Raw genomic sequence first — 19,192 nt, 5'->3', positions numbered from 1 at the left:
GGTCCGTACAGCCAGACAAGAAAAAGTGACTCGGCCGGAGGGCCGAAACAGGGACTGTCCGGCCCCTCGGCAAGCAGCCATGCCAAGGTTCACACAACCTTTCCAGTCCGGTATCAGGCAAGCGCTTCATGCGATTGCCCTGGGCCGATCGGGTACATCCCGCCAGCGGAAGCCGAAGCGGCGTACTATCGGCAACAGGCGGGTCTGGCCATGGGGTGGTCTGACCCAAACCCAATGGCCTCCAAGAAACCCGGGACGGTTCACATCTGGGCGAAGCGTCTTTTCAGTGGTAGGCACAACGCACAGAAGCGGCGGCGTAAGGGCGGGTGGTCAAGCGATATCGGGGATGGTGGCGGCTACTCCGACGATACCTACTTCATGTTCAATGACGTTGGCGGTGTCGTTGGTGGCGAAGATCACACTGCCTTGGCTGAGTTCGCTTCGCAGATCGCCGTTGAACAGGATCTCGAAGCTGCGCCCTCCGGCATCGGCGTCCAGTGATTTGAGCGAAGTTTGGTCGCCCGCTGCATTGACGCTGAGTTTCAGGGTGCCATCATGGCCATCGCCCAAACCGGTGAAACCCAGTATTGAAAGGTCTACCAAATCGCCGTCGGCGGCATTGAAGTCTGTGATCAGGTCGCGGTTGCGCACATCGGTGGTGTCGATCCGGTAGCTGTCACGCACGGCGGCGAAGAAGAACGTATCGGCGCCGCTGCCTCCGGTGAGCCGGTCGCCATCCCGCCCACCGTCAAGGCGGTCATCGCCTCCCGCGCCATCGAGGGTGTCGCGGCCCAACTCACCGAACAGGGTTTCCTGGCCCTCGTCTGTACCGGTCAAACTGTCGTCGAAACGATCGCGCGCTTCCAGGTTCCAGAAGTTGTCGTTCGTCAGGGTCGTACGGTAGTCGCCCTGCAGGGCCACCTGGAAATATTTCAGATCGACACCTGGAATGTAGGCGTGCTCGTAGCTTCGCAGGTAGGTACGGTCCAGTGCTTCGTTGTATATCAGGTCAACCTTGCCCCCATAGCCGAAGCCGATTCCATCGAGGCCCAGGGTTGTGAGGTCCAACATGTCATGAGCAGGATCGAAACCCACGATCAGGTCGTTATGCCCACCGGTACTGTCGTAGTAACTATCGCTCTCGGCGGTATAGCGAAAGGTATCGCTCTGGCTCCCCGCCACCAGCCGGTCGCGCCCGTCACCACCGATCAGCACGCTGACGCCATCACCTTCGCCTGCCGTGAGAACGTCGTTACCGGCATTTCCATAGAGAATGTTATTGCCATCGCTGCCGTTGATCGCATCGCTTTTGGCAGTGCCGTACCAGTCGGTTCGTTGGGTGATTGACGGCATCCTATCTCTCCCTTGATCGATGATTTATTGAGGGGCAAGGATATCAGCGCCCCGGTGCCTACGCTCACTACAGGCCAACACCAGGCCTCAGTCAAGCCTGCCACGCCACGCCACGCCAGTCCGGGAGGCGAGGGGCAAGATGTTGTTGGCTGAGCTTCTTTCGGCCCTGCGCTACAGTGCGGATGCGGGTGCCTGTATTCCGAAAGCCTTGGCGCCTGGGATGTCCGCTTGGAAGTATTCAGTGCGATGTCCTGCAGATAAACACGAATCCAGCCGCGGGAAATTTCAGTTCATTTACGATATTTATATCTGGCTGTCAGCGCCGAAGTAAAAATCCCCCCTGACGCCGAAGCAATTTTGACCCCTTGGGGAAAATGGGCAGCTTTTGAGCCGCCAGGATGTCGACTCGGGAGCAGTCAGTGGAAATCAAGGTTCTGGCCCGTCAGGGCTACGATCAAGGCGATTGCCCGGGAGCTTGGGCTTTCGCGTAATACGGTGCGCAAGTACCTGCGCGGCGAGGGCACGTCGCCACGCTACCTGGCGCGTGCCCTTCGGCCCTGCAGGCTCGACCCCTTCAAGAGGTATCTGCAGGCCTGGATCGAGGCGGCTCGGCCGCAGTGGATTCCGGCGACCGTGCTGCTGCGCGAGATTCAGGAGCAGGGCCATGCCGGTAGCATCAGCCAATTGAAGGCCTATCTGGCGTCTTTCAGGCAGCCACGGCAGGACTCGGTCGTGCGCTTCGAGACGCCACCGGGCAAGCAGATGCAAGTCGATTTCACCACCATCCGGCGGGGCTACCAGCCGCTCAAGGCTTTTGTCGTCATGCCGGGCTACAGCCGGGCGACCTTCGTGCGCTTTATCCGCGTGCGAAGACGGAGAGGCCTGGCTGGCAGGCCTGCGCGAAGCTTTCGCCTACTTCGGCGGTGTGCCCGAGGAAGCGCTGTTCGATAACGCCTGCGCGATCATCACGCAGCGAGACGCCTACAGCGAAGGGCTGCACCGCTGGCATCCCGCTCTGCAGGCACTGGCCGAAGCATGCGGCTTTCGACCCAAGGTCTGCCGGCCATACCGGGTCAAGATCAAGGGCAAGCGCTTCAACGGCTACCTCAGGGGCAGCTTCGTCACGCCGCTGACCGCGACCTTCACCCGGTAAAAGCAGGACCATTTCGTCACCCCCATCCAGCGTTCCTCCATTGGAGAGAATTCCTCGGTTCAAGCCTTGACTTTGCTGTTATTTAGTTCAATCTACCATCTGTATGGATGGTAAGGAGATGGTGATGAGCATTCACGAACTTCGGCCGAAGGCCGGAGACACAACCGAAAAGATCACGATCAACCTAGGGGTCGTCGACTTGGGACAGATCGACCTGCTGGTTCAGGAAGGCTTTTATTCGAATCGAACCGATCTTATTCGTACGGCGATCCGAAATCAGCTGGCGACTCATGCTGAAGTGATTCGGGAAACGGTCGCTCGCAAAACCTTCGTCCTCGGCCTGCAGCACTACACCCGCCGCGACCTGGAGGCCGTGCAGGCAGCCGGACAAAGGCTCCAGATCCAGGTGCTGGGACTTGCCAGCATTGCAACGGATGTACCTCCCGAACTCGCGCTGGCGACGATCGATTCGATCGTCGTGCTCGGTGCGCTCCATGCCAGTGCCGCGGTGAAGGCAGTGCTGGCGGACCGAATTCGGTGACCGCAAGAGCGGCCCAGGGAGATTTGACACCATGAACGCACGACGCAATTCCGACCTGCTCGAAGCCACACGCCTGACGCGCTCCGGCCAGCTTCTCGAAGCAACCGCCCTCATTCAACGTGCGCTGGGGGCGCCAAGGCCCGCGGCCAACGCCTCCCCGAAGAGCCGTGCAGGGGAAACGGTGATTGAAGGCTGCTTCCGCGTCATCGATAGCGGCCCGTTTGCCGCGGACAGCACGGCGCAGGACATCGACCGGGATGTGGCAGGCACCCAAGACGGGCCCGAGCCCGTTACCGAACCGTTCTTCCCGTCGTCGCGCTTCGGTGCGGCCCTGCGCGAGAAACTGTTCAAGTTCCGGGGGCCAGCGCCGGTCTTCGACCCGATCCTCCCCCAGCAAGCGCCCAAGGCGATACCCGAGGGAGCCCAGTTCATTACGGGCTCGTACACTAACCCTGCGGGTACCCGCAGCTACAAGCTGTATGTCCCGAGTGGCTATGATGGGCAGCCGTTGCCCCTGGTCGTCATGCTGCATGGGTGCACGCAAAGTCCGGACGATTTTGCCGCTGGCACCCGCATGAACGAATTCGCCGAGAAGGAGCCCTGCCTGGTGCTCTATCCGGCCCAGTCGACTGCGGCAAATTGTTCGAAATGCTGGAACTGGTTCAATCCGTCTGACCAGTGCGCCGACCAGGGCGAACCGTCGCTGATCGCCGGCATGACGCGCGACGTCGCGGCATGCTACAAGGTTGATCCCCGGCGTATCTACGTCGCCGGTCTATCGGCTGGTGGCGCAATGGCAACGACGATGGCGATGACCTATCCCGACCTTTATGCCGCCGCCGGCATCCATTCCGGGTTGCCCCACGCGGCCGCGCACGACCTGCCTTCCGCGTTCGCTGCGATGCAGCAGGGAGCCAAGTGTGCTGGACGCCAGACGACGAGTGTAGGAAACAACAGAGCGCCCGCACGTCCCGTCCCAATCATCGTCTTCCATGGAGACCAAGATACGACTGTTCATCCCGGCAATGGCGATCAGGTGATCGCCCAGTTTTCGCCGACCGCTTCCCATCCCGCCGCCCAGCCGAAAACTGGCGCGAATCCGAGTGCGAAGGTGGAACGAGGCCAGGTGCCGAACGGGCATGCCTACACCCGTACCGTCTATCGTCACCCGAGCGGCTCGCCGCACGTGGAGCAATGGACGATTCACGGTGCAGGTCACGCCTGGTCCGGGGGTAGCACCCACGGCTCCTATACCGATCCTCGGGGCCCGGATGCGACGAAGGAAATGCTGCGCTTCTTCCTGGCGCACCCCTTCCAATGAGGCTCCAGCATGGAACGCAGAGTCGTCAAGGCAAGCGGGTGGCCAGGCGGCTCATGCGCAAGCTGCTCAGGAAGCACGGCTGCGCACCTCTCGCTTCCATTGCGCGTTCGTATGGTAACGGCAGTGCATGAACAGGTTGGCGACCTGAGCGTGGACCGAAGCAAATCGTTGCAACTGGCGCGCCGACTTGAAGCGGCGCATCACTTTCTCGCGTACCCGGGTCGGCTGATGCGAATTCTCCGCCCGGTTGTTCAACCCTTTATGCTGGCGGTGTTCGATATTCACCCCATTTCCCTGTTCGCCGCCGCGTAACTCCCGAGCTTGTCGGTGATCAGTACTCGCGGAGCGCACCCAAGCCTTCGCGGCTTGGGAAAGGATGATGTGCGTCCCGATGCCAGAACGACTCGCCGTGTGAGCTCTTCATCCTCGCGAATCACGCTTTCGCTCGGCCGCACATCAACAACGTGACAGTGCCTCGGAAAGCGCCTGGGTTCTGAGGAGGTATCGGCGTAACCACTGCAGAATAGCAGCGAAGCTTGTAGCGATCCGGCGACAGTACTTCAGCTTGCTGAATAGGCACCCGGCAACATTGCACTCTGTAAAGTTTGCTACTTGGTCGGGATTTGGATTGCCCAATAATGTTGTGGGTGTGACACTGAGTCCCTCTGGCAGCTGCCGCCGTCATGTCGGAGTCATTATTGACTGACTTTGGCAAGAGGATTGACTCATGAGCCTCCTACATGCCTTCCTGACGGCTGAATTTCTCGGCACTTCAGCTTGGTTTTGGCTGGCCTTCTTTACCATAGTCGGCGCGCTACTAATCTTCGATCTCGGTGTACTGCACCGCAAGAACCGGGAAATCGGCGTCAAGGAAAGTCTGCTGCTTTCGGCTGGCTACATTACAGTGGGGTTGCTGTTTGGACTATGGGTCTGGCAGCAGAAGGGAAGCGCCTCGGGCATGGAGTACTTCACCGGATTCCTGATCGAGAAATTATTGTCCATGGACAATGTGTTTCTTATGGCGACGATCTTCGGCTTCTTCTCTACTCCGCGTAAGTATCAGTATGAAGTACTCTTCTGGGGAGTCCTCGGCGTGATCGTATTGCGTGCGATCATGATCAGCCTTGGTGCGGCCTTGATCGCCCATTTCAGCTGGGTACTGTATGTGTTTGGCCTTTTTCTTTTGCTGACAGGCTTGAAAATGCTTTTCTCTAGGGCGAAAGAAGTGCCAAATCTGGATGAAAACCTGTTGGTCAGGTATCTGAGGCGCCATCTGCGCATAACTGACCATCTGCATGGTGGACGTTTCTTTGTCCGACAGCCGAGCGCCAGCGGCAAATCGGTGGTCTGGGTAACGCCATTATTGCTAACCTTGATTTTGATCGAGTGTGCCGATCTAGTATTCGCGGTTGACAGCGTACCGGCAATCTTCGCGATCACTCAGGATACTTTTGTTGTTTACACGTCGAACATATTTGCGATCTTGGGCCTGCGCGCCCTGTATTTCGCTTTGGCAGCACTCATCCATCGTTTCGCCTACCTCAAGTATGCGCTGGCACTGGTGTTGGTCTTTATCGGCTGTAAGATTTTTTTGGTGGGCATCATTGGCAAGATCCCCGCAGTAATTTCGTTGAGTATTACATTCTCTCTGTTACTGGGCGGCGTTTTCTTCTCGCTGTGGAAAACTCGTGGCGTCCGTTAGGGCGGTCATAGTGCGGTGGACCGAGACGCCGAATAAAGCCATTCCAGATTTTTTTATTGATCTTCATCTTGACTCAGTTTCTGATAAATACCCAGGCTTACAATCAACATAACAGCAGCAATGAGCAGGAAGGTGGGATAGACCAGCATGGTGATATCTTTTTTACCAGCATCAAAAATAAAGACCAAGGCTTCCAAGCTTACAGCAATAGAGATGATGACAAGAAACTTCAATAATGTTCTTCTTTCTGTTGTATGGGATTTTAATTCGCCGCCTCTGATGACTTCTTCTTCAAGTATAAATTTGGATACGTCAAACACAGCCATTCCTATCACGATCAAGCCAATTGCATCAAGCAAAGCCGATACCAGCAAAACCCGCTCGTGTAGTGACACCCATACATCGTGTATGGCGACATACATTATGGCCAGGCTAATAAGAGTTAGCAGTAAACTAATGAGGCAATATAAGGCGCGCATTATAAACTGTGATAATTTTGTTATGTGGTTCATATTTATCCTTGATGTAAGGTTGCTGTCGCTGCCCACAGTTAAAGCTGCTGGCCAAGCCCGCGCTTTAGTAACAGAAACCACTGTATAGCATTTATCAGGATTTAGAACGGATAATCTTACTGTGTCCTCGTAATGTCCCAGCCCTAGGTGTGTAGTCCCCACCATGTAGTGGTGCATCATCCCTGAGTCGTCAAGAGGAGGATGCTCTATGGGAAGTGTTTTTCATGGCTGCGCCCGTACGACGCCGCGTGTTCGAGCCGAGCTCCAAGCGTCGAAAGAGAGCACCCGAGCCCTTGCCACCCGCTACGGGCTGAATCCGGAGACCGTGGCCAAGTGGAGGAAGCGGACCACGACAACCGATGCTCCGATGGGCCCAGGTGTCGAAGAGCACGGTGCTGACGCCGGCCGAGGAGGCCATCGTGGTGGCATTCTGTCAGAAGACGCTGCTGCCGCTCGATGACCTGCTGGGTTGCTTGAAGGATACGATCCCCCCACCTCAGCCGCAGCGCCATGGCATCTCCCGGCTGCCGACCGAAGAGGCTCCAACGCAGCGCAAACGGTTCAAGACCTACGAGATCGGCTACGTCCACATCGACAGCTGCGAGCTACGTCACGCCGATTTGCCCAAGAACCGCCAAGGCCCCAGCAGCCGCCTTCTGGGGCCGGACATCTTCGACCGCGTCTGCATCGCCCATGACATCGAGCACCGGCTGGCTAAGCCCTATTACCCGTGGACCAACGGCCAAGCCGAACGGATGAACCGCACGATCAAGGACGCCACGATCAAGACGTACCACTACGACGGCCTGCAAAGCCTGAAAGCTCATGTTCTGGCTTTCGTCACCGCCTATAACTTCGCAAAGCATCTCAAAGCCTTGCGCTGGCGAACACCTTACCAAGTCGTTTGCGAAGCCTGAACCAAAGACCCATCGATCTTCAAAATCGACCCGCACCACCTCATTCCGGGACCAAACAGCACGCAGACCCGGGGTGTGGTGCTGTGCAACCAGATTCGGACCGTGGACCTGGATGCGCGAGGCGCCAAACGCATCGAATCGGTGTCAATGTCGTGATTGACGATGCCCTGGCACGTGTCCAGGCGTTGTTTGAATAATAAAGCTCATGCCGATCAGATTCAGTGCGTTGGCATAGGCCTACATAGGGTCCATACCCGATCTTGTGCGTCAGTTGTAATGACTTCGTAACCTCAGGAATTCAGATCCATCCGGCTCACCGAAACTCCTTGTGGTTCAGGTTGTGCCGGGCCATGCGCAGGCCGAGGACGCGCCGGGTCAGGCCCAGGTGGGCGGCGGACTCGGTCATGTTGCCCTTGTGCCGCTTGAGCGCCTCGGCGATCAGTTCACACTCGGCCTGTCCCAGCCGGACGTCGAGAATGCCGCCGGCGGACGGGCTCTCGGAAACCGCCGGGGTCTGCAGCGAAGGCGGCAGATGGTGCGGTTCGATGACTGCACCCTCGCAGAGAAGGACCGCCCGCTCGATGACGTTCTCCAGCTCGCGCACGTTGCCCGGCCAGTGGTAGCACATCAGCATGCCCATTGCCGGTGTGGAAATGCGCTTCGCCGGGATGCCCATCCTGCTGGAGAGGCGCGCGACGAAATGCTCCGCCAGGATGGCGATGTCGGAGTCGCGTTCGCGCAGCGGCGGCACGCTGATGGGGAAGACGTTGAGCCGGTAGTAGAGGTCCCCGCGGAAGCGGCTCTGCTCGACCATCGCCCGCAGGTCGCGACTGGTGGCGGCGAGGATGCGCAGGTCGACCTGGTGGGTGACGTTGCCGCCGACCCGTTCGAAGCTCTTCTCCTGCAGCACCCGCAGCAGCTTGGCCTGCATGGCCGGGGACAGCTCGCCCACCTCGTCGAGGAAGATGGTGCCGCCGTCGGCCGCCTCGAAGCGCCCGCGCCGCGGGGTCGCCGCTCCGGTGAAGGCGCCGTACTCATGGCCGAACAGCTCGCTCTCGATGACGCTCTCCGGCAGGGCGGCGCAGTTGAACTTGACGAAGGGCCCTTCGGCATTGCTGCCGTTGTAGTGGATGGCACTGGCTACCAGTTCCTTGCCCACGCCGCTCTCGCCGAGGATCAGCACCGTGGCCCGCGAGCGGGCGACCTTCTCGATCAGCCTATGGACTTCCTGCAGCGGCCGCGAGCTGCCGATGATGCTGCTGGGCTTGAAACGGCTCTGCAAGGCTGAATGCAGACGGTGGTTCTCGTCCTCCAGGGCGACCTTGCGCACGTGCTCCTGCAGGTGCAGCTCCACCGCCTGGGCGGTGAGGGCGGCGAGAATGGCGAGAATCTCCGCGTCCAGCTCGAGCATCCGGCGGTTGGCGTAATGGCGCTCGGCGACGATGGTGCCCAGCACCTTGCGGTCGCGGCGGATCGGCACGCAGAGGAGGGACTGGTTGCCCGCTTCGCCGGGCAGTACCACCGTCCGCCCGCTGTCCACCGCTTGGGCGACGATATCCTCGCCGAGAGCGAGGTAGCCCGAGGCCTCCTCCTCCTCGCTCAGGCCGCAGCCCTGCTGGACGAAGATCCGCCCCGACTCCGGATCGCGCAGGGTCACCATGCCACGCGCCATCTTCAAATGGCGCTGCATCAGCTCCAGCAGCACCCGCAGGATGCCGGCCAGGTCGCTGCCCTCGCTGGGGATGCGCCCCAGTTCGCCGAGCAGCGGCAACAGATCGGTATGGCATTCGCCCATGTCCCATTCGCAGGGTTTGTTCCGCACTGGAGGCTCTTGAACGGAAAGTGCGTCTGCGCCAATTATTGACGTCTCGGGAGGTGGGCTCATAACGTCCCGCCCCATTGGTGCGATGCTATTTTTCTGATGGCACTCATAGCCGGTAACGCCTTTGGACATTCATTGGCCGCGGATAGGGCCGTATCCAAGAGGTACCAGCAAGTTCCATTCCTGGCGGTGAAAGTCCGCAAATTCCGCCGCAATCGCTCCACGCTGAGGTATCGGATATGGCCAAGCCGATGACGTGTCTCGCCTCAATGCTCAATTTGATTGGTCTATATGAGAACGCTCTTGACGAATTTCGTACCGAAAAGAGCAAAGCACCATTCGAAAAGCGGTCGCTTTCCCTGCTCAGGTCAGGCAGTTACTAATTGCAGTCGATATCCAGCCGGAATCCCGGATAGGTCACATAGGTCACCAAGAGGGAGACGGTTTCGTCGTTGGTTTCGAGAAATTTGAAATCAGTGTTCGTGGATGAACGTCTTAGCCGATCGATTCGGCCCTGGCTGAAGTGGCAACCTCTTCAGCCGTAGGCGGCCAGAATCACGCTGGACGGGGAGAAAAAAGCACCGGCCTCCTGCCCGGGGACAAAGCTCATGGTCTTGCAACTCTCGGTACTGATTACACAGACCACAGGGTGTCCGGATGGCAGGGTCAGGGTCACCTCGCTAGTCAGGGGGCCTTGCTGGATTTTGGTGACCTCACCCCACAAGACATTACTCGCGGTGAGTTTGAAAGAGCGTTCGGTAATGAGCATCACCGAGGAGGACTTGATCCAGGCGAAGATTTCCTTGCCGATAGCCAACTCCAGGTTCTCCACACTGGCCTTGGTGATGATCGCGGCGATCTTGTTCTTGGCATCCAGACGGATGTGCACCTCGTAGTCGACGCCATCGGCACGCAGGTCGGTAACGATACCGGCGAACTGGTTGCACGCACTGCTCTTCAGGCTCATGGAGTGCATGAGGTGCTGGAAGGACTGGATATCGCTGCCGGTTATCTCGTCCAGGCGCTCGGAGAGGCGGTCGAGGGCGCTCTGACATTCGATCTCCAGGAGCCGGTATATGGCCACGATGCGCCGGCCATAGTCGGTGAGTCGGGTACCGCCGCCCTGCCGACCGTTGGCGACTCGCACCACCAGGGGCTCGGCGGCGAGGTTATTCATGGTGTCGATGGCATCCCAGGCCGACTTGTAAGAGAGCGGCACGGTCTTGGCCGCTCGGTTGATCGAGCCCTCTCGTTCGATCGCCTCGAGCAGGCGGATACGAGTATCGGAAAAAGCCGTGCCGACTTCGGTATCCAGGGATAGACGAGCCAGGAAGCGGGAGAAAGTCATGATTTTTCGGTATTTATCTATATTTCTATATGATTTTATAGGTCATAAGACGCCCACATTTTTAATTGTCTGGTCGTGGCACGTCGTCGGGATCAGGTAAGTCAGGCGATAGCGAAGTATGCGGAAGCCAGCCAGCAGGATTTGCTGTAATCGCTTTCAGGCACCTTCAACCTGCCAAGCACAGAGTCGTTTTGGGCAGAGATCATGCCAATACCCTTTCAGCCTGTTCACTTGCCATGCAGCATTAGCGTTGCCGCCTGGAATGCCGACGAAGCGGAGAACTTCGATGCGGTCATGAGGCGTGCGGACGAAGCGCTCTATTCGGCCAAGTCGGCCGGCCGCGGCAGGGTGTCCCGCGCCGCGCCGCATCCGGCGCCGAATCCGTCGAAGACCTGCCACTGAACCGCTCCGGGATTCCCGAGGCGGTTCAGTCAATCCTGGCGAAAGGCAGGGTTTGTCAACCGATCCACGGACCATGCGATAGGCCTATACATGGTCCACATCCGGCGCGATGCGGAAGCACACAGCCTGGAGGAACCGTTTGCCGGCCCCATGGGACCCCCTCCTTAAGCATAAGAAGGCGATCGTTTTATTGATTCATGTCAGTGAAAGCGGTAGTTTTTGTCCCAAGAGAGACGAAACAACGGCGATAACGGCGCCACACCTCGTCTCGATTGAATCGACTGGTAACGACCGCTCGTCTCGCTCTGGGGGAACCGCCATGAAAAAATTCGGAATGCTGGCTCTGACCATCGGCATGCTCACCGTCGGCACTGTCAACGCCGCGGAAATCATCCGGGAAGTGACGAGCGAGACTTCGGGCCAGGCCACGGGCGGCATGAGCGGCATGATGGCCGGCTCCGTCGGCGGTCCGATCGGTGCGGTGATCGGCGCGGGCCTCGGCGCGCTGTTCGGCGGTTCCGGCCAGAAGGCCCTGGGTGCCAGCGAGCGCATCTACCTGGTGCGCACCGACAGCGGCGAACTGAAGGAATACCGCTCGCCGAACTACGTCTTCGCCGAAGGCGACAAGGTGGTGATCCACGGCAACCGCCCGCGTCCCTACGGCTGGACCCCGGAAACCGCCGAAGCCTTTGCCTACAACGGCCGCTGATTCCCGCGACAGCCGCCAAGTCGAAACATCGAACCCCCGCCATACCGGCGGGGGTTCTTTTTTTGGTGCGCCCAGCATGGGCGCACTCCTGCGGGGGCGAATCCCGCCGTAAGTTGATCACAGCGAACGAAGTGAAGCGTAACTGCGTGAGGGCGACCGAGCGTGGAGCGTAAGCTGCGAGCCGATGGACAAGAACCGGATGGAAGGCGCTGCCGAGCAGGGCGAGCGGACCAAGGGCCGCGAGGCTCTCGTGATCAAGGCGAAGTGGCGTAAATCCGGTGGTTGTGCAGCGAAGGAGGGCGTTCTTACTTGGGGATATCTCGCCTTGTACCTGAAAGGGCGACGGTGTCGAACCGGAGCGAGAAGTCAGCAGAGGCCGTAGTCGCTGCCGATACGGGGCGAAGGGCCGAACGAGTAGGAGAGCCGAAGGGCGTGTCGCTCGGAGGTGCAGTGCATCAGAAGCCCGGCGAGCCGGGGGTGTATCGCGGGAGGGCGAGGTGGAGCCGAGCCTGAAGCGGTGTGCGATGAAGCCCGGACGGCGCGAGACGGGACTGGAAGCTCAGGGCGAGACGGCCTGCTTGCGCAGGCGCTCGCGAGCGCGAACATGGCGTTGGCGTGGAAGCACGTCAGGGCCAATCGCGGCAGAACCGGGGAGGATGGACGGTCGATTGCCGACACGGCGGATTACCTGAAAAAACACTGGCCGCGGATTCGGGAAAGCCTGCTGGATGGCAACCACCGGCCTGCGCCGGTGCGCCGTGTGCAGATTCCGAAACCCGGTGGCGGTATGCGCGAACTGGGGATTCGACGGTAACGGATCGGCTGATCCAGCAAGCCCTGCTGCAAGTTCTGCAACCTCTCATCGATCCGATGTTCTCCGCACACAGTTACGGCTTCCGACCCATGGCGCTGAATCGAGCGATGCCCATCGCCTACTTCGAACGGCTCGGTGTGCCTCGACTCTCATGACCTCAACTACTCGAACCGCCCGGCGCGGACCCGCATACCGGCTGGTGTGGGAGGGGATCGGTCGGTTGTCCTGACCGCCCCCTATCCCGATTTGGCGCCGTGAATAATCTCGTTGCGCCCATATCCCTATCCCGATCGAGACGACCGGCTCTTCATCGACATGGAGCCTGGAGACAAAGCTGTTTTTCACACTTTCATTTGCTTTTTTTCACTTCTGGATTCGTATCTTTCCAGGCAAGAGATGGTTTCAAGACCGATATGGCTTTCTGGGAAATCGAATTTCCTCGAAGTTATAAGGAGTGTCGCGAGACCGCCCGGGCAATCGTTGCGGATGCTGGATGGAAAATATCTTTCCAAGCGCTCGGAGTTGGCGCAGCGATCATCGCCTGTGCCGGCAGAGTAACGGTCCGCCAGGGGAAAGAGCTTCGGCAAACCCTCGACGGTTTGTCGAGGCCGGCGCGATAGCCCGTATTCAGTCACTACTGCTTTCGCCATCGAGAGACGAGAAACGGAAAATCAGTGATGGGAGGTTCCCTGAAATGAATATCGAACAATCCCTGCGTGACCCGAATGTCGCCCTGCCCATCATCGACGGGCCAGAAGCCGGCGGTATGAGGACCTGGCCGATGGATTCGTTCGTCGTCGTCACGGCCCCGATCTGGGCGCCGCTCTGCGGAGGCCAGTACACGAGGTACCGCGTGCGCCGGCACAGCCGGCTCGGCTTGGTGTGGGCGAGCCAGGATCATCCCGAGTTGCAGGGGTGATGCGTGGCGGCTTGCCGGACGGGAATGCTTGGCGCTGTCCGTCCGGATAACGCTGACGACTCCTTTCTTCTTTCTTCCGGTCCGAAGCGCGTAGGGTGGAAAACCTGCGAAGCAGTTTTCCACCGGGGGTGCGACGTAGGCGAGGGCGGGGATGGGATTCGCTGGGCTGGACAAGCCGGCTTGTCCGCCCTACAAAAGGCCGCATCGCGCAGGGCGAGCCTGCCTGCCGTGGAGTCGCTGCCGCCGGCTCGCGAGAGCCGCCGGTCGCCGCGCATTTTTGGTTTTATCGAGAGGCAGTGGATTTGTGAGAAAGAAGAAGCCGTTGGACCCCGTTCGCCAGGCTCAGAAGAATCGTGCCTATCGGATCGGCTATCTGATCGCCCTGGCCGGTATCGCTTGCGGGTTCATGTTGCTGGAACTGAAGTCCGTGTGACGGATCTTGCCGCCGTGGCGGAGCGAATATTTTCCTGGCCGTGAAACCCCGCGCAGCAGATTTTCTGCGGAGGAGGGCTTGGCTGGTCACTGGGCCACGTCGCCCAGCGCGGCGTACAATCCCGCCCTGTCATCCCTCTCCAGCACGGGAAGGGGGCTGCAGCGACCGGCTCCTGCCGTTCACGCCGGCTGCCGCAGATTGCCGATGCACGCATCAACCGCGAGAGAAATATCCATGCCGACCTACGATTACCGTTGCGAAGCCAACGGTCAGGTGTATGAAGTCCAGCATCCGATGGCGCTGAGCCCGAAAAACTGGGGCGAACTGCGCGCCGCCTGCACGCTGGCGGAAGACCCGTCGATCCCGGACGACGCGCCGGTGACCAAACTGATGAGCGCCGCCGGCGTGGTCAACAGCCGGGTGCTGAAGAACCCGGAGCCCCCGGCCTGCGCCCGGGGAAACTGCGCCGGCAACTGCCGCTGAACGGACAGCCGCACCTCGTAGGGTGGAAGACTCGCGCAGCGATCTTCCACCGCAGCGTTCCGGATTGCTCGTTGTGGTGGGCGTTGCCGTGAGCCCCTTCGTGTAGACAAGGCTGCGCCATTGTCTACACGGCGTTGCAGCACCTGGGATGGCGGGCGGATGACAATGTCCCCTGCTTTCACCATCTGTGGCCATGCCTCCCATGTCCGGGTTGGGCTATGATGCGCGCCCCCACGCTTCGCTTGGAACATCAGGCCATCATGTCCGGCAATGCCCTTTATAACGACTTGTCCGGTTATTACGACCTGATGTGCGCCGATATCGACTACCAGGCGCAAAGCCACTGCGTTCACCGGCTGCAGCAACTGTTTGGCAATGGCGGACGCCGGCATCTCGATCTGGCCTGTGGAACCGGGCCGCATGTCCGCCATTTCATCGATGCCGGCTATGCGGGCAGTGGCCTCGACATCAACCAGCCGATGCTGGACCGCGCCGCCATGCGTTGTCCGGAGGCGCGATTCTCCCGCCAGGACATGTGCGCCTTCGCGGTGGACGAGCCGCAGGACCTGATCACCTGCTTTCTGTATTCCATCCATTACAGCGGCGGAATCGACAGGCTGAAGGCATGCATCGCCAGCGCGCACCGCGCACTGGCCGCCAACGGGCTGTTCTGCTTCAACGCGGTCGACAAGCAGCGGATCGACAACGCTTCATTCGTGACGCACAGCGCACGGCATGAGGACGGCCTGTTCCGCTTCAGTTCCGGCTGGAACTACCCCGGCCAGGGCGAGCGACAGTCGCTCAAACTGCGTATCGAACGCAGCGTGGCGGGCGAAACCCAGGTGTGGCACGATGAACACCCCATGGTCGCGGTGAGCTTCGACGAGTTGCAGACGCTGCTGCAACCGTACTTCGAGGTCCATGTGTTCGAACATGATTACGAAAAGCTCATTCCTTGGAACGGAACCTCGGGGAATGCTCTGTTCGCCTGTGTGAAGCGGTGAGGGCCTTCCAGGCTGCTTTGCTTCCGGCTACCTCGCCTCGTCATGAGCCCGGCGCTGCTGGGGCGGGCAAGCTTGCGCAATCCTCCGCAGCCCCCTGGTTCCGACGGGTGTAGGGTGGAAAACCGCGCAGCGTTTTCCACCAGAGCGCTCATTCCCCGTAAGCGCCACGCTCATGCGCTGGCTCGACGCACCAGTCCGTGCGGTAGATACCTGTCGCCACGGCCCGATGAAAGCTCGAATAGGGCCAGTCCACCACCCGCGCCACATGCCCGTGTTTCACCGGGTTGTAGTGCAGATAGTCGAAGTGACGCTGGTAGTCGAGGTCGTCGCGGATCAGGTGTTCCCAGTAGCGCCGTTGCCAGATGCCGCGTTCGCCACGGGCGGCCTGTGCGGCCGTGCGCGTTTCGTCATCCGGCAGGCGTCTGGAGAAGGCGAACTTGATGACCTTCCAGCGCAGGGCGAAGTCGCTGTCGCCCGGCGGTAGCGTCCACATGCAGTGCATGTGTTCCGGCAACACCACCCAGGCATCGATGTGGAAGGGATGACGCGCCTTGGTCGCCCGTACCGTGGCGCGCAGCAGGTCCACCTCCCGCACCAGTAGGTCGCTGCGCCGATCGCGCAGGTTCACCGTGAAAAAGTAGGTCGCCCCCGGCACGCGGGCGCGGCGGTAGTTGGACATGGGCTGCCTCCCTGAGCCTCGTGCCTGCCATGGCCATGCTCGGTGGACAAGCGGAGCGTTGTCCACCTTACGGAATCGATCTTGTGGGCTGTTGCCTGCCTGATTGGTGGACAAGGCTGCGCCGTTGTCCAGTCTACGTGGCCGCAACTCCGCGTAGGGTGGAAAACTCGCGAAGCGATTTTCCACCAAGGATGTCCGGGCTACTCGCTTCCGGCCTCCTTGCCCTGTCATGAGCTGGCGCTGGTGGGGTACCAAGGTGGACAAGCCTGCGGCGTTGTCCACCCTACGGAGCCCGATACAGGTCGATTTCGCGGATCAGCAGATCGTTTGTGCGATCACGCAGGTTGACGGTGAAGAAGTAGGTGGCACCGGGGACGCGGGCGCGACGGTAGTTGGACATGATTCCTCCGTGAACCTGTAGCCGTTGCCTGAGGGCCCGCCCGGTGGACAAGGCTGCGCCGTTGTCCACCCTACGCCAGCCGCAAGCCTGTGCGCAGTTTCGGGGCAAGTATGTATGGAGCTTCCTGTCGCCGCTCAAACGTCGCCCAGCGTAGGGTGGAAAACTCGCGAAGCGATTTTCCACCAAGGATGTCCGGGCTACTCGCTGATGGCTCCCACGCTCCCGCGCTCGTCGTTATACATAAGTTCCGGCGAGCGCATCGCGTGCTTCCAGTGCAATGACAAACTCCCGCAATCGCTGCAATCCGATCCACATGGCCTTGGGGCCGGGTGGGCCATCGTGTTTGCGCCCCAGATAGCCGCCCAGACCGGCCACCCACTCAACCATCTCGCCCAGTCGAGGTGGCACCGGCGGCGGTGGGCAGCGCTTGATCACGAGGTAGGCGGCCCGCCACTCCCGGGCTTCGAAAATCAACTCGCAATTCAGCTCCGGGCAGGCACGTCCGAGCATCAGGCTGTACAGCACTCGCCAGGCAACCACCAGGTAAAGCCCGATGCAAGGCAGTAGCCGCTCCTCGGTTTCCAGTTGCAGGCAATTGATCTGACAGCCGTTTTTCAGGACATGAAAGTAAATCTCGATATACCAGCGCACGGCATACCAGGCGACAATCGTAGAGGCCTGTTCCAGGCTGCCCACCGGCAAGCTGGTCAGCAACAGCCACTCCAGCGGCTCGACGCCCTCCGGAGGATTCTCTTCGCGGGCCAGCACGGCATTGACGGAGACTTCCGGCAAGTGGCGACCGATTCGAGCGGGGGGACGCAGCACGACAGTGGCCGAACGCAACGTGACCCGGGCCTGCCGGGCCGGGCGCTTCGGGCGTGCCCGGACCTCGACGGCGAGCTGCCCCAGACCCGGCGCCATGGCCAGCGATGCCCATAGCTTGTCGGCATCGCCCGTCAGCACGCGTCGATCCTGTGCCGCACGCACGATCCACTGCGCCCGCGTGGACGGTGCGACTTCCGCATACTCGGTGAACCATTCATACAGATCCCCTTCCGCATCGGCGAGGTTCACCAATTGCGTTTTGGGGATCTGCCCCTGCAACGCGCAGCTAGCCTGGTAACTGTCGATCCAGCGCCGGCTCTCCTTCTCGTCCACACCCTTGCCACGACGCGCCTTGCGCGGACTCGGTTCGTCGCGGCTCCACCACAAGGCCTCCACGACCCCAAGGCAGATGCGTTCTGGGGTAAAGGCCACGGTCGGATGCAACCGACGCGGGTATTTCTGCTGCTCCTTGAGCGTGCCCACGCCCTTGGGGCCCAGGCTCACCCACTTGTCGAGCTCGGTGGTGTCCTGTACCAGCAACACCACCGGGCAACACTCCATGCGCTGCAGCGTGGCATCCCGATGCGGTGTCAGCACCGTCTCGAATGTTGCCTTCTCGTGGTCGAAGAACCGATAGGCCGCCATCGTTTCCGCCCAGCCCCGGCAGGCCGCGGGAATGCTGCTCCCCGGGTGCGCTCCCAACCGCTCCAGGACCTTGGCTACCCGTACATTCAGGCGCTCATCGCCCAGGTCGGCGGTCTGCATTTCTTCCTCTGCCCAGTTCATCGTCATTCTCCACGAATCCCTTTTGGGTATAGACCTGTGGGGACTGGAGTTGTGTATAACGACGAGCGCGAGGGGGCGTGGGAGCAGGACGGGTGACCCTTTGCATCACGGGGCGAGGTGGGAGCGATCAAATAACTCGCGAAGCGATTTTCCACCGGGGATGTCCGGGCTACTTGCTGGCCTTCCTTCCGATGATCAGTCGGAGACTATCGCCGACTGGCGGCGGCTAGGGCCTGTTAACACTACCGTAGGGCCTCAGCGATAAGAGCCACAGTGACGAAGGCGGCGTACATGAGGTCAAGCTTGTCGTAGCGCGTGAACACGCGGCGCCAGGCCTTGAGTCGTCGAAACAGCCGCTCGATACCGTTGCGTCGGCGATAGAGCGGTTTGTCATACTCCCACGGCTGGCGCCGCCGGGGGTTGGGTGGCACCACCGGCACGAAACCCAGGCCGCAAGCCAGCTCGCGCGTGGCATTGTCTTGGTATGCACTGTCCATCAACAGAGCCACGAGCCCGTGGTGAGGTCCCAACGCCTGAATCAAGCGCCTGCCTTCGGGGGCATCGCCAGCCTGCCCCGCCGTCAGGCTCCAGGTCACGACATTGCGATCATCCGCGGCAACCAGATGCAGTTTGGTGCTCCAGCCGCCGCGGCTGCGACCGAGGGCTTGAGGACCGTTTTTTTTCGCGCGCCCGTACCATCCGGATGCACCTTCACGATACTGGAGTCGAGGCTGATGGCCTCGATGCGTATCTGCATAAGTCGCTGGCGCTGCAACTGTTCGAAAACACGATCGAGCACGCCGGCTTTGCTCCAGCGCATCATGCGGGTGTAGACGGTGTGCCAGTTGCCATAGCGTTCGGGCAGCGCGCGCCATTTGCAGCCGTTGGCTGCCACATACAGGATGGCGTTGAGTACTTGCAGGTTGCCCAGGCGTACATTGCCGCGTTGGCGCGGCAACAAGCCTTCGATTTGTTTGAATTGCTCGGCGGTCAGTTGCATGGCACTCGGTCTCAACACTGTTTTGCTGCATTCTAGTAAATAGAGTTAACAGACCCTAGTCGACATACA

General features: G+C 60.3%; 15 protein-coding genes and 5 pseudogenes. 11 read left to right on the top strand and 9 right to left on the bottom strand.

Annotated elements, in window-relative coordinates; all coding sequences use genetic code 11:
• Positions 1-330: 330 nt before the first annotated feature.
• Positions 331-1,353: a calcium-binding protein gene (locus AVCA_RS15220; protein ID WP_012701886.1), complete on the bottom strand. Its 1,023-nt coding sequence runs from the start codon at positions 1,351-1,353 to the stop codon at positions 331-333.
• 398 nt (positions 1,354-1,751) lie between these two features.
• On the opposite strand from AVCA_RS15220, the pseudogene istA reads away from it, so the two are divergent.
• The 3 genes and pseudogenes from istA to AVCA_RS15200 all read left to right on the top strand — a co-directional run.
• A pseudogene (gene istA / locus AVCA_RS25180) lies at positions 1,752-2,494 on the top strand (IS21 family transposase); the annotation flags it as partial.
• Between the two features lie 136 nt (positions 2,495-2,630).
• Positions 2,631-3,047: a CopG family transcriptional regulator gene (locus tag AVCA_RS15205; protein WP_041807298.1), complete on the top strand. Its 417-nt coding sequence runs from the start codon at positions 2,631-2,633 to the stop codon at positions 3,045-3,047.
• A gap of 31 nt (positions 3,048-3,078) precedes the next feature.
• Complete coding sequence (locus AVCA_RS15200) at positions 3,079-4,368, top strand: extracellular catalytic domain type 1 short-chain-length polyhydroxyalkanoate depolymerase (RefSeq protein WP_012701883.1); 1,290 nt, start codon at positions 3,079-3,081, stop codon at positions 4,366-4,368.
• Positions 4,369-4,434: 66 nt separating this feature from the next.
• Here the strand turns inward: AVCA_RS15200 and AVCA_RS25175 are convergent.
• Positions 4,435-4,721 (bottom strand): annotated as a pseudogene (locus tag AVCA_RS25175) (DDE-type integrase/transposase/recombinase); the annotation flags it as partial.
• Positions 4,722-5,095: 374 nt separating this feature from the next.
• Between AVCA_RS25175 and AVCA_RS15190 the strand changes: the two are divergent.
• A complete protein-coding gene (locus AVCA_RS15190) occupies positions 5,096-6,070 on the top strand; it encodes a TerC/Alx family metal homeostasis membrane protein (protein ID WP_012701882.1) in 975 nt (324 codons plus the stop codon).
• Between the two features lie 53 nt (positions 6,071-6,123).
• Here the strand turns inward: AVCA_RS15190 and AVCA_RS26850 are convergent, their stop codons facing one another.
• Positions 6,124-6,762 (bottom strand): hypothetical protein, encoded by a 639-nt coding sequence (locus AVCA_RS26850; RefSeq protein ID WP_231876408.1) that lies wholly within the window; start codon positions 6,760-6,762, stop codon positions 6,124-6,126.
• Positions 6,763-6,790: 28 nt separating this feature from the next.
• Here AVCA_RS26850 and AVCA_RS25170 point away from each other — a divergent pair.
• Positions 6,791-7,655, top strand: a pseudogene (locus tag AVCA_RS25170) (integrase core domain-containing protein).
• Between the two features lie 157 nt (positions 7,656-7,812).
• Here the strand turns inward: AVCA_RS25170 and vnfA2 are convergent.
• Together vnfA2 and AVCA_RS15170 are read right to left on the bottom strand one after the other, a co-directional pair.
• Positions 7,813-9,321, bottom strand: coding sequence for a vanadium-dependent nitrogenase transcriptional regulator VnfA2 (gene vnfA2 / locus AVCA_RS15175; protein WP_231876407.1), 1,509 nt, complete (start codon positions 9,319-9,321; stop codon positions 7,813-7,815).
• A gap of 535 nt (positions 9,322-9,856) precedes the next feature.
• Entirely contained in the window at positions 9,857-10,669 is an 813-nt protein-coding gene (locus AVCA_RS15170; RefSeq protein WP_012701878.1) for a TOBE domain-containing protein, read from the bottom strand.
• A 204-nt stretch (positions 10,670-10,873) separates the two neighbouring features.
• Between AVCA_RS15170 and AVCA_RS15165 the strand changes: the two genes are divergently transcribed.
• The 6 genes and pseudogenes from AVCA_RS15165 (at position 10,874) to AVCA_RS15145 (ending at position 15,433) form a co-directional block, all read left to right on the top strand.
• Positions 10,874-11,071: a diguanylate cyclase domain-containing protein gene (locus tag AVCA_RS15165; protein ID WP_012701877.1), complete on the top strand. Its 198-nt coding sequence runs from the start codon at positions 10,874-10,876 to the stop codon at positions 11,069-11,071.
• Positions 11,072-11,390: 319 nt separating this feature from the next.
• A complete protein-coding gene (locus tag AVCA_RS15160) occupies positions 11,391-11,780 on the top strand; it encodes a hypothetical protein (RefSeq protein ID WP_012701876.1) in 390 nt (129 codons plus the stop codon).
• A gap of 432 nt (positions 11,781-12,212) precedes the next feature.
• Positions 12,213-12,683, top strand: a pseudogene (locus tag AVCA_RS27335) (group II intron reverse transcriptase/maturase); the annotation flags it as partial.
• Between the two features lie 605 nt (positions 12,684-13,288).
• Entirely contained in the window at positions 13,289-13,513 is a 225-nt protein-coding gene (locus AVCA_RS15155) for a hypothetical protein (RefSeq protein ID WP_041807295.1), read from the top strand.
• Between the two features lie 667 nt (positions 13,514-14,180).
• Entirely contained in the window at positions 14,181-14,429 is a 249-nt protein-coding gene (locus AVCA_RS15150; RefSeq protein WP_012701874.1) for an FmdB family zinc ribbon protein, read from the top strand.
• Between the two features lie 260 nt (positions 14,430-14,689).
• Positions 14,690-15,433, top strand: coding sequence for a class I SAM-dependent DNA methyltransferase (locus AVCA_RS15145; RefSeq protein WP_175556028.1), 744 nt, complete (start codon positions 14,690-14,692; stop codon positions 15,431-15,433).
• A gap of 148 nt (positions 15,434-15,581) precedes the next feature.
• Here the strand turns inward: AVCA_RS15145 and AVCA_RS15140 are convergent, their stop codons facing one another.
• The 4 genes and pseudogenes from AVCA_RS15140 to AVCA_RS25775 all read right to left on the bottom strand — a co-directional run bounded on the left by AVCA_RS15140 (position 15,582) and on the right by AVCA_RS25775 (position 19,123).
• Positions 15,582-16,112 (bottom strand): REP-associated tyrosine transposase, encoded by a 531-nt coding sequence (locus tag AVCA_RS15140; RefSeq protein ID WP_012701872.1) that lies wholly within the window; start codon positions 16,110-16,112, stop codon positions 15,582-15,584.
• 292 nt (positions 16,113-16,404) lie between these two features.
• A pseudogene (locus AVCA_RS26600) lies at positions 16,405-16,512 on the bottom strand (REP-associated tyrosine transposase); the annotation flags it as partial.
• A gap of 234 nt (positions 16,513-16,746) precedes the next feature.
• Positions 16,747-18,129, bottom strand: coding sequence for an IS4-like element ISAzvi7 family transposase (locus AVCA_RS15135; protein ID WP_012701870.1), 1,383 nt, complete (start codon positions 18,127-18,129; stop codon positions 16,747-16,749).
• Positions 18,130-18,365: 236 nt separating this feature from the next.
• Positions 18,366-19,123, bottom strand: a protein-coding gene (locus AVCA_RS25775; protein WP_144061657.1) for an IS5 family transposase whose coding sequence is annotated in 2 segments (ribosomal slippage) — positions 18,366-18,808 and positions 18,808-19,123 — 759 coding nt in all. Because the reading frame shifts where the segments join, the coding sequence is not laid out codon by codon here.
• Positions 19,124-19,192 lie beyond the last annotated feature (69 nt).

Origin of the sequence: Azotobacter vinelandii CA (assembly GCF_000380335.1) — a bacterium.
GTDB lineage: Bacteria > Pseudomonadota > Gammaproteobacteria > Pseudomonadales > Pseudomonadaceae > Azotobacter > Azotobacter vinelandii.
Note: the sequence above shows the minus strand (reverse complement) of the source record. Positions and strands in the feature narration are given on the sequence as shown.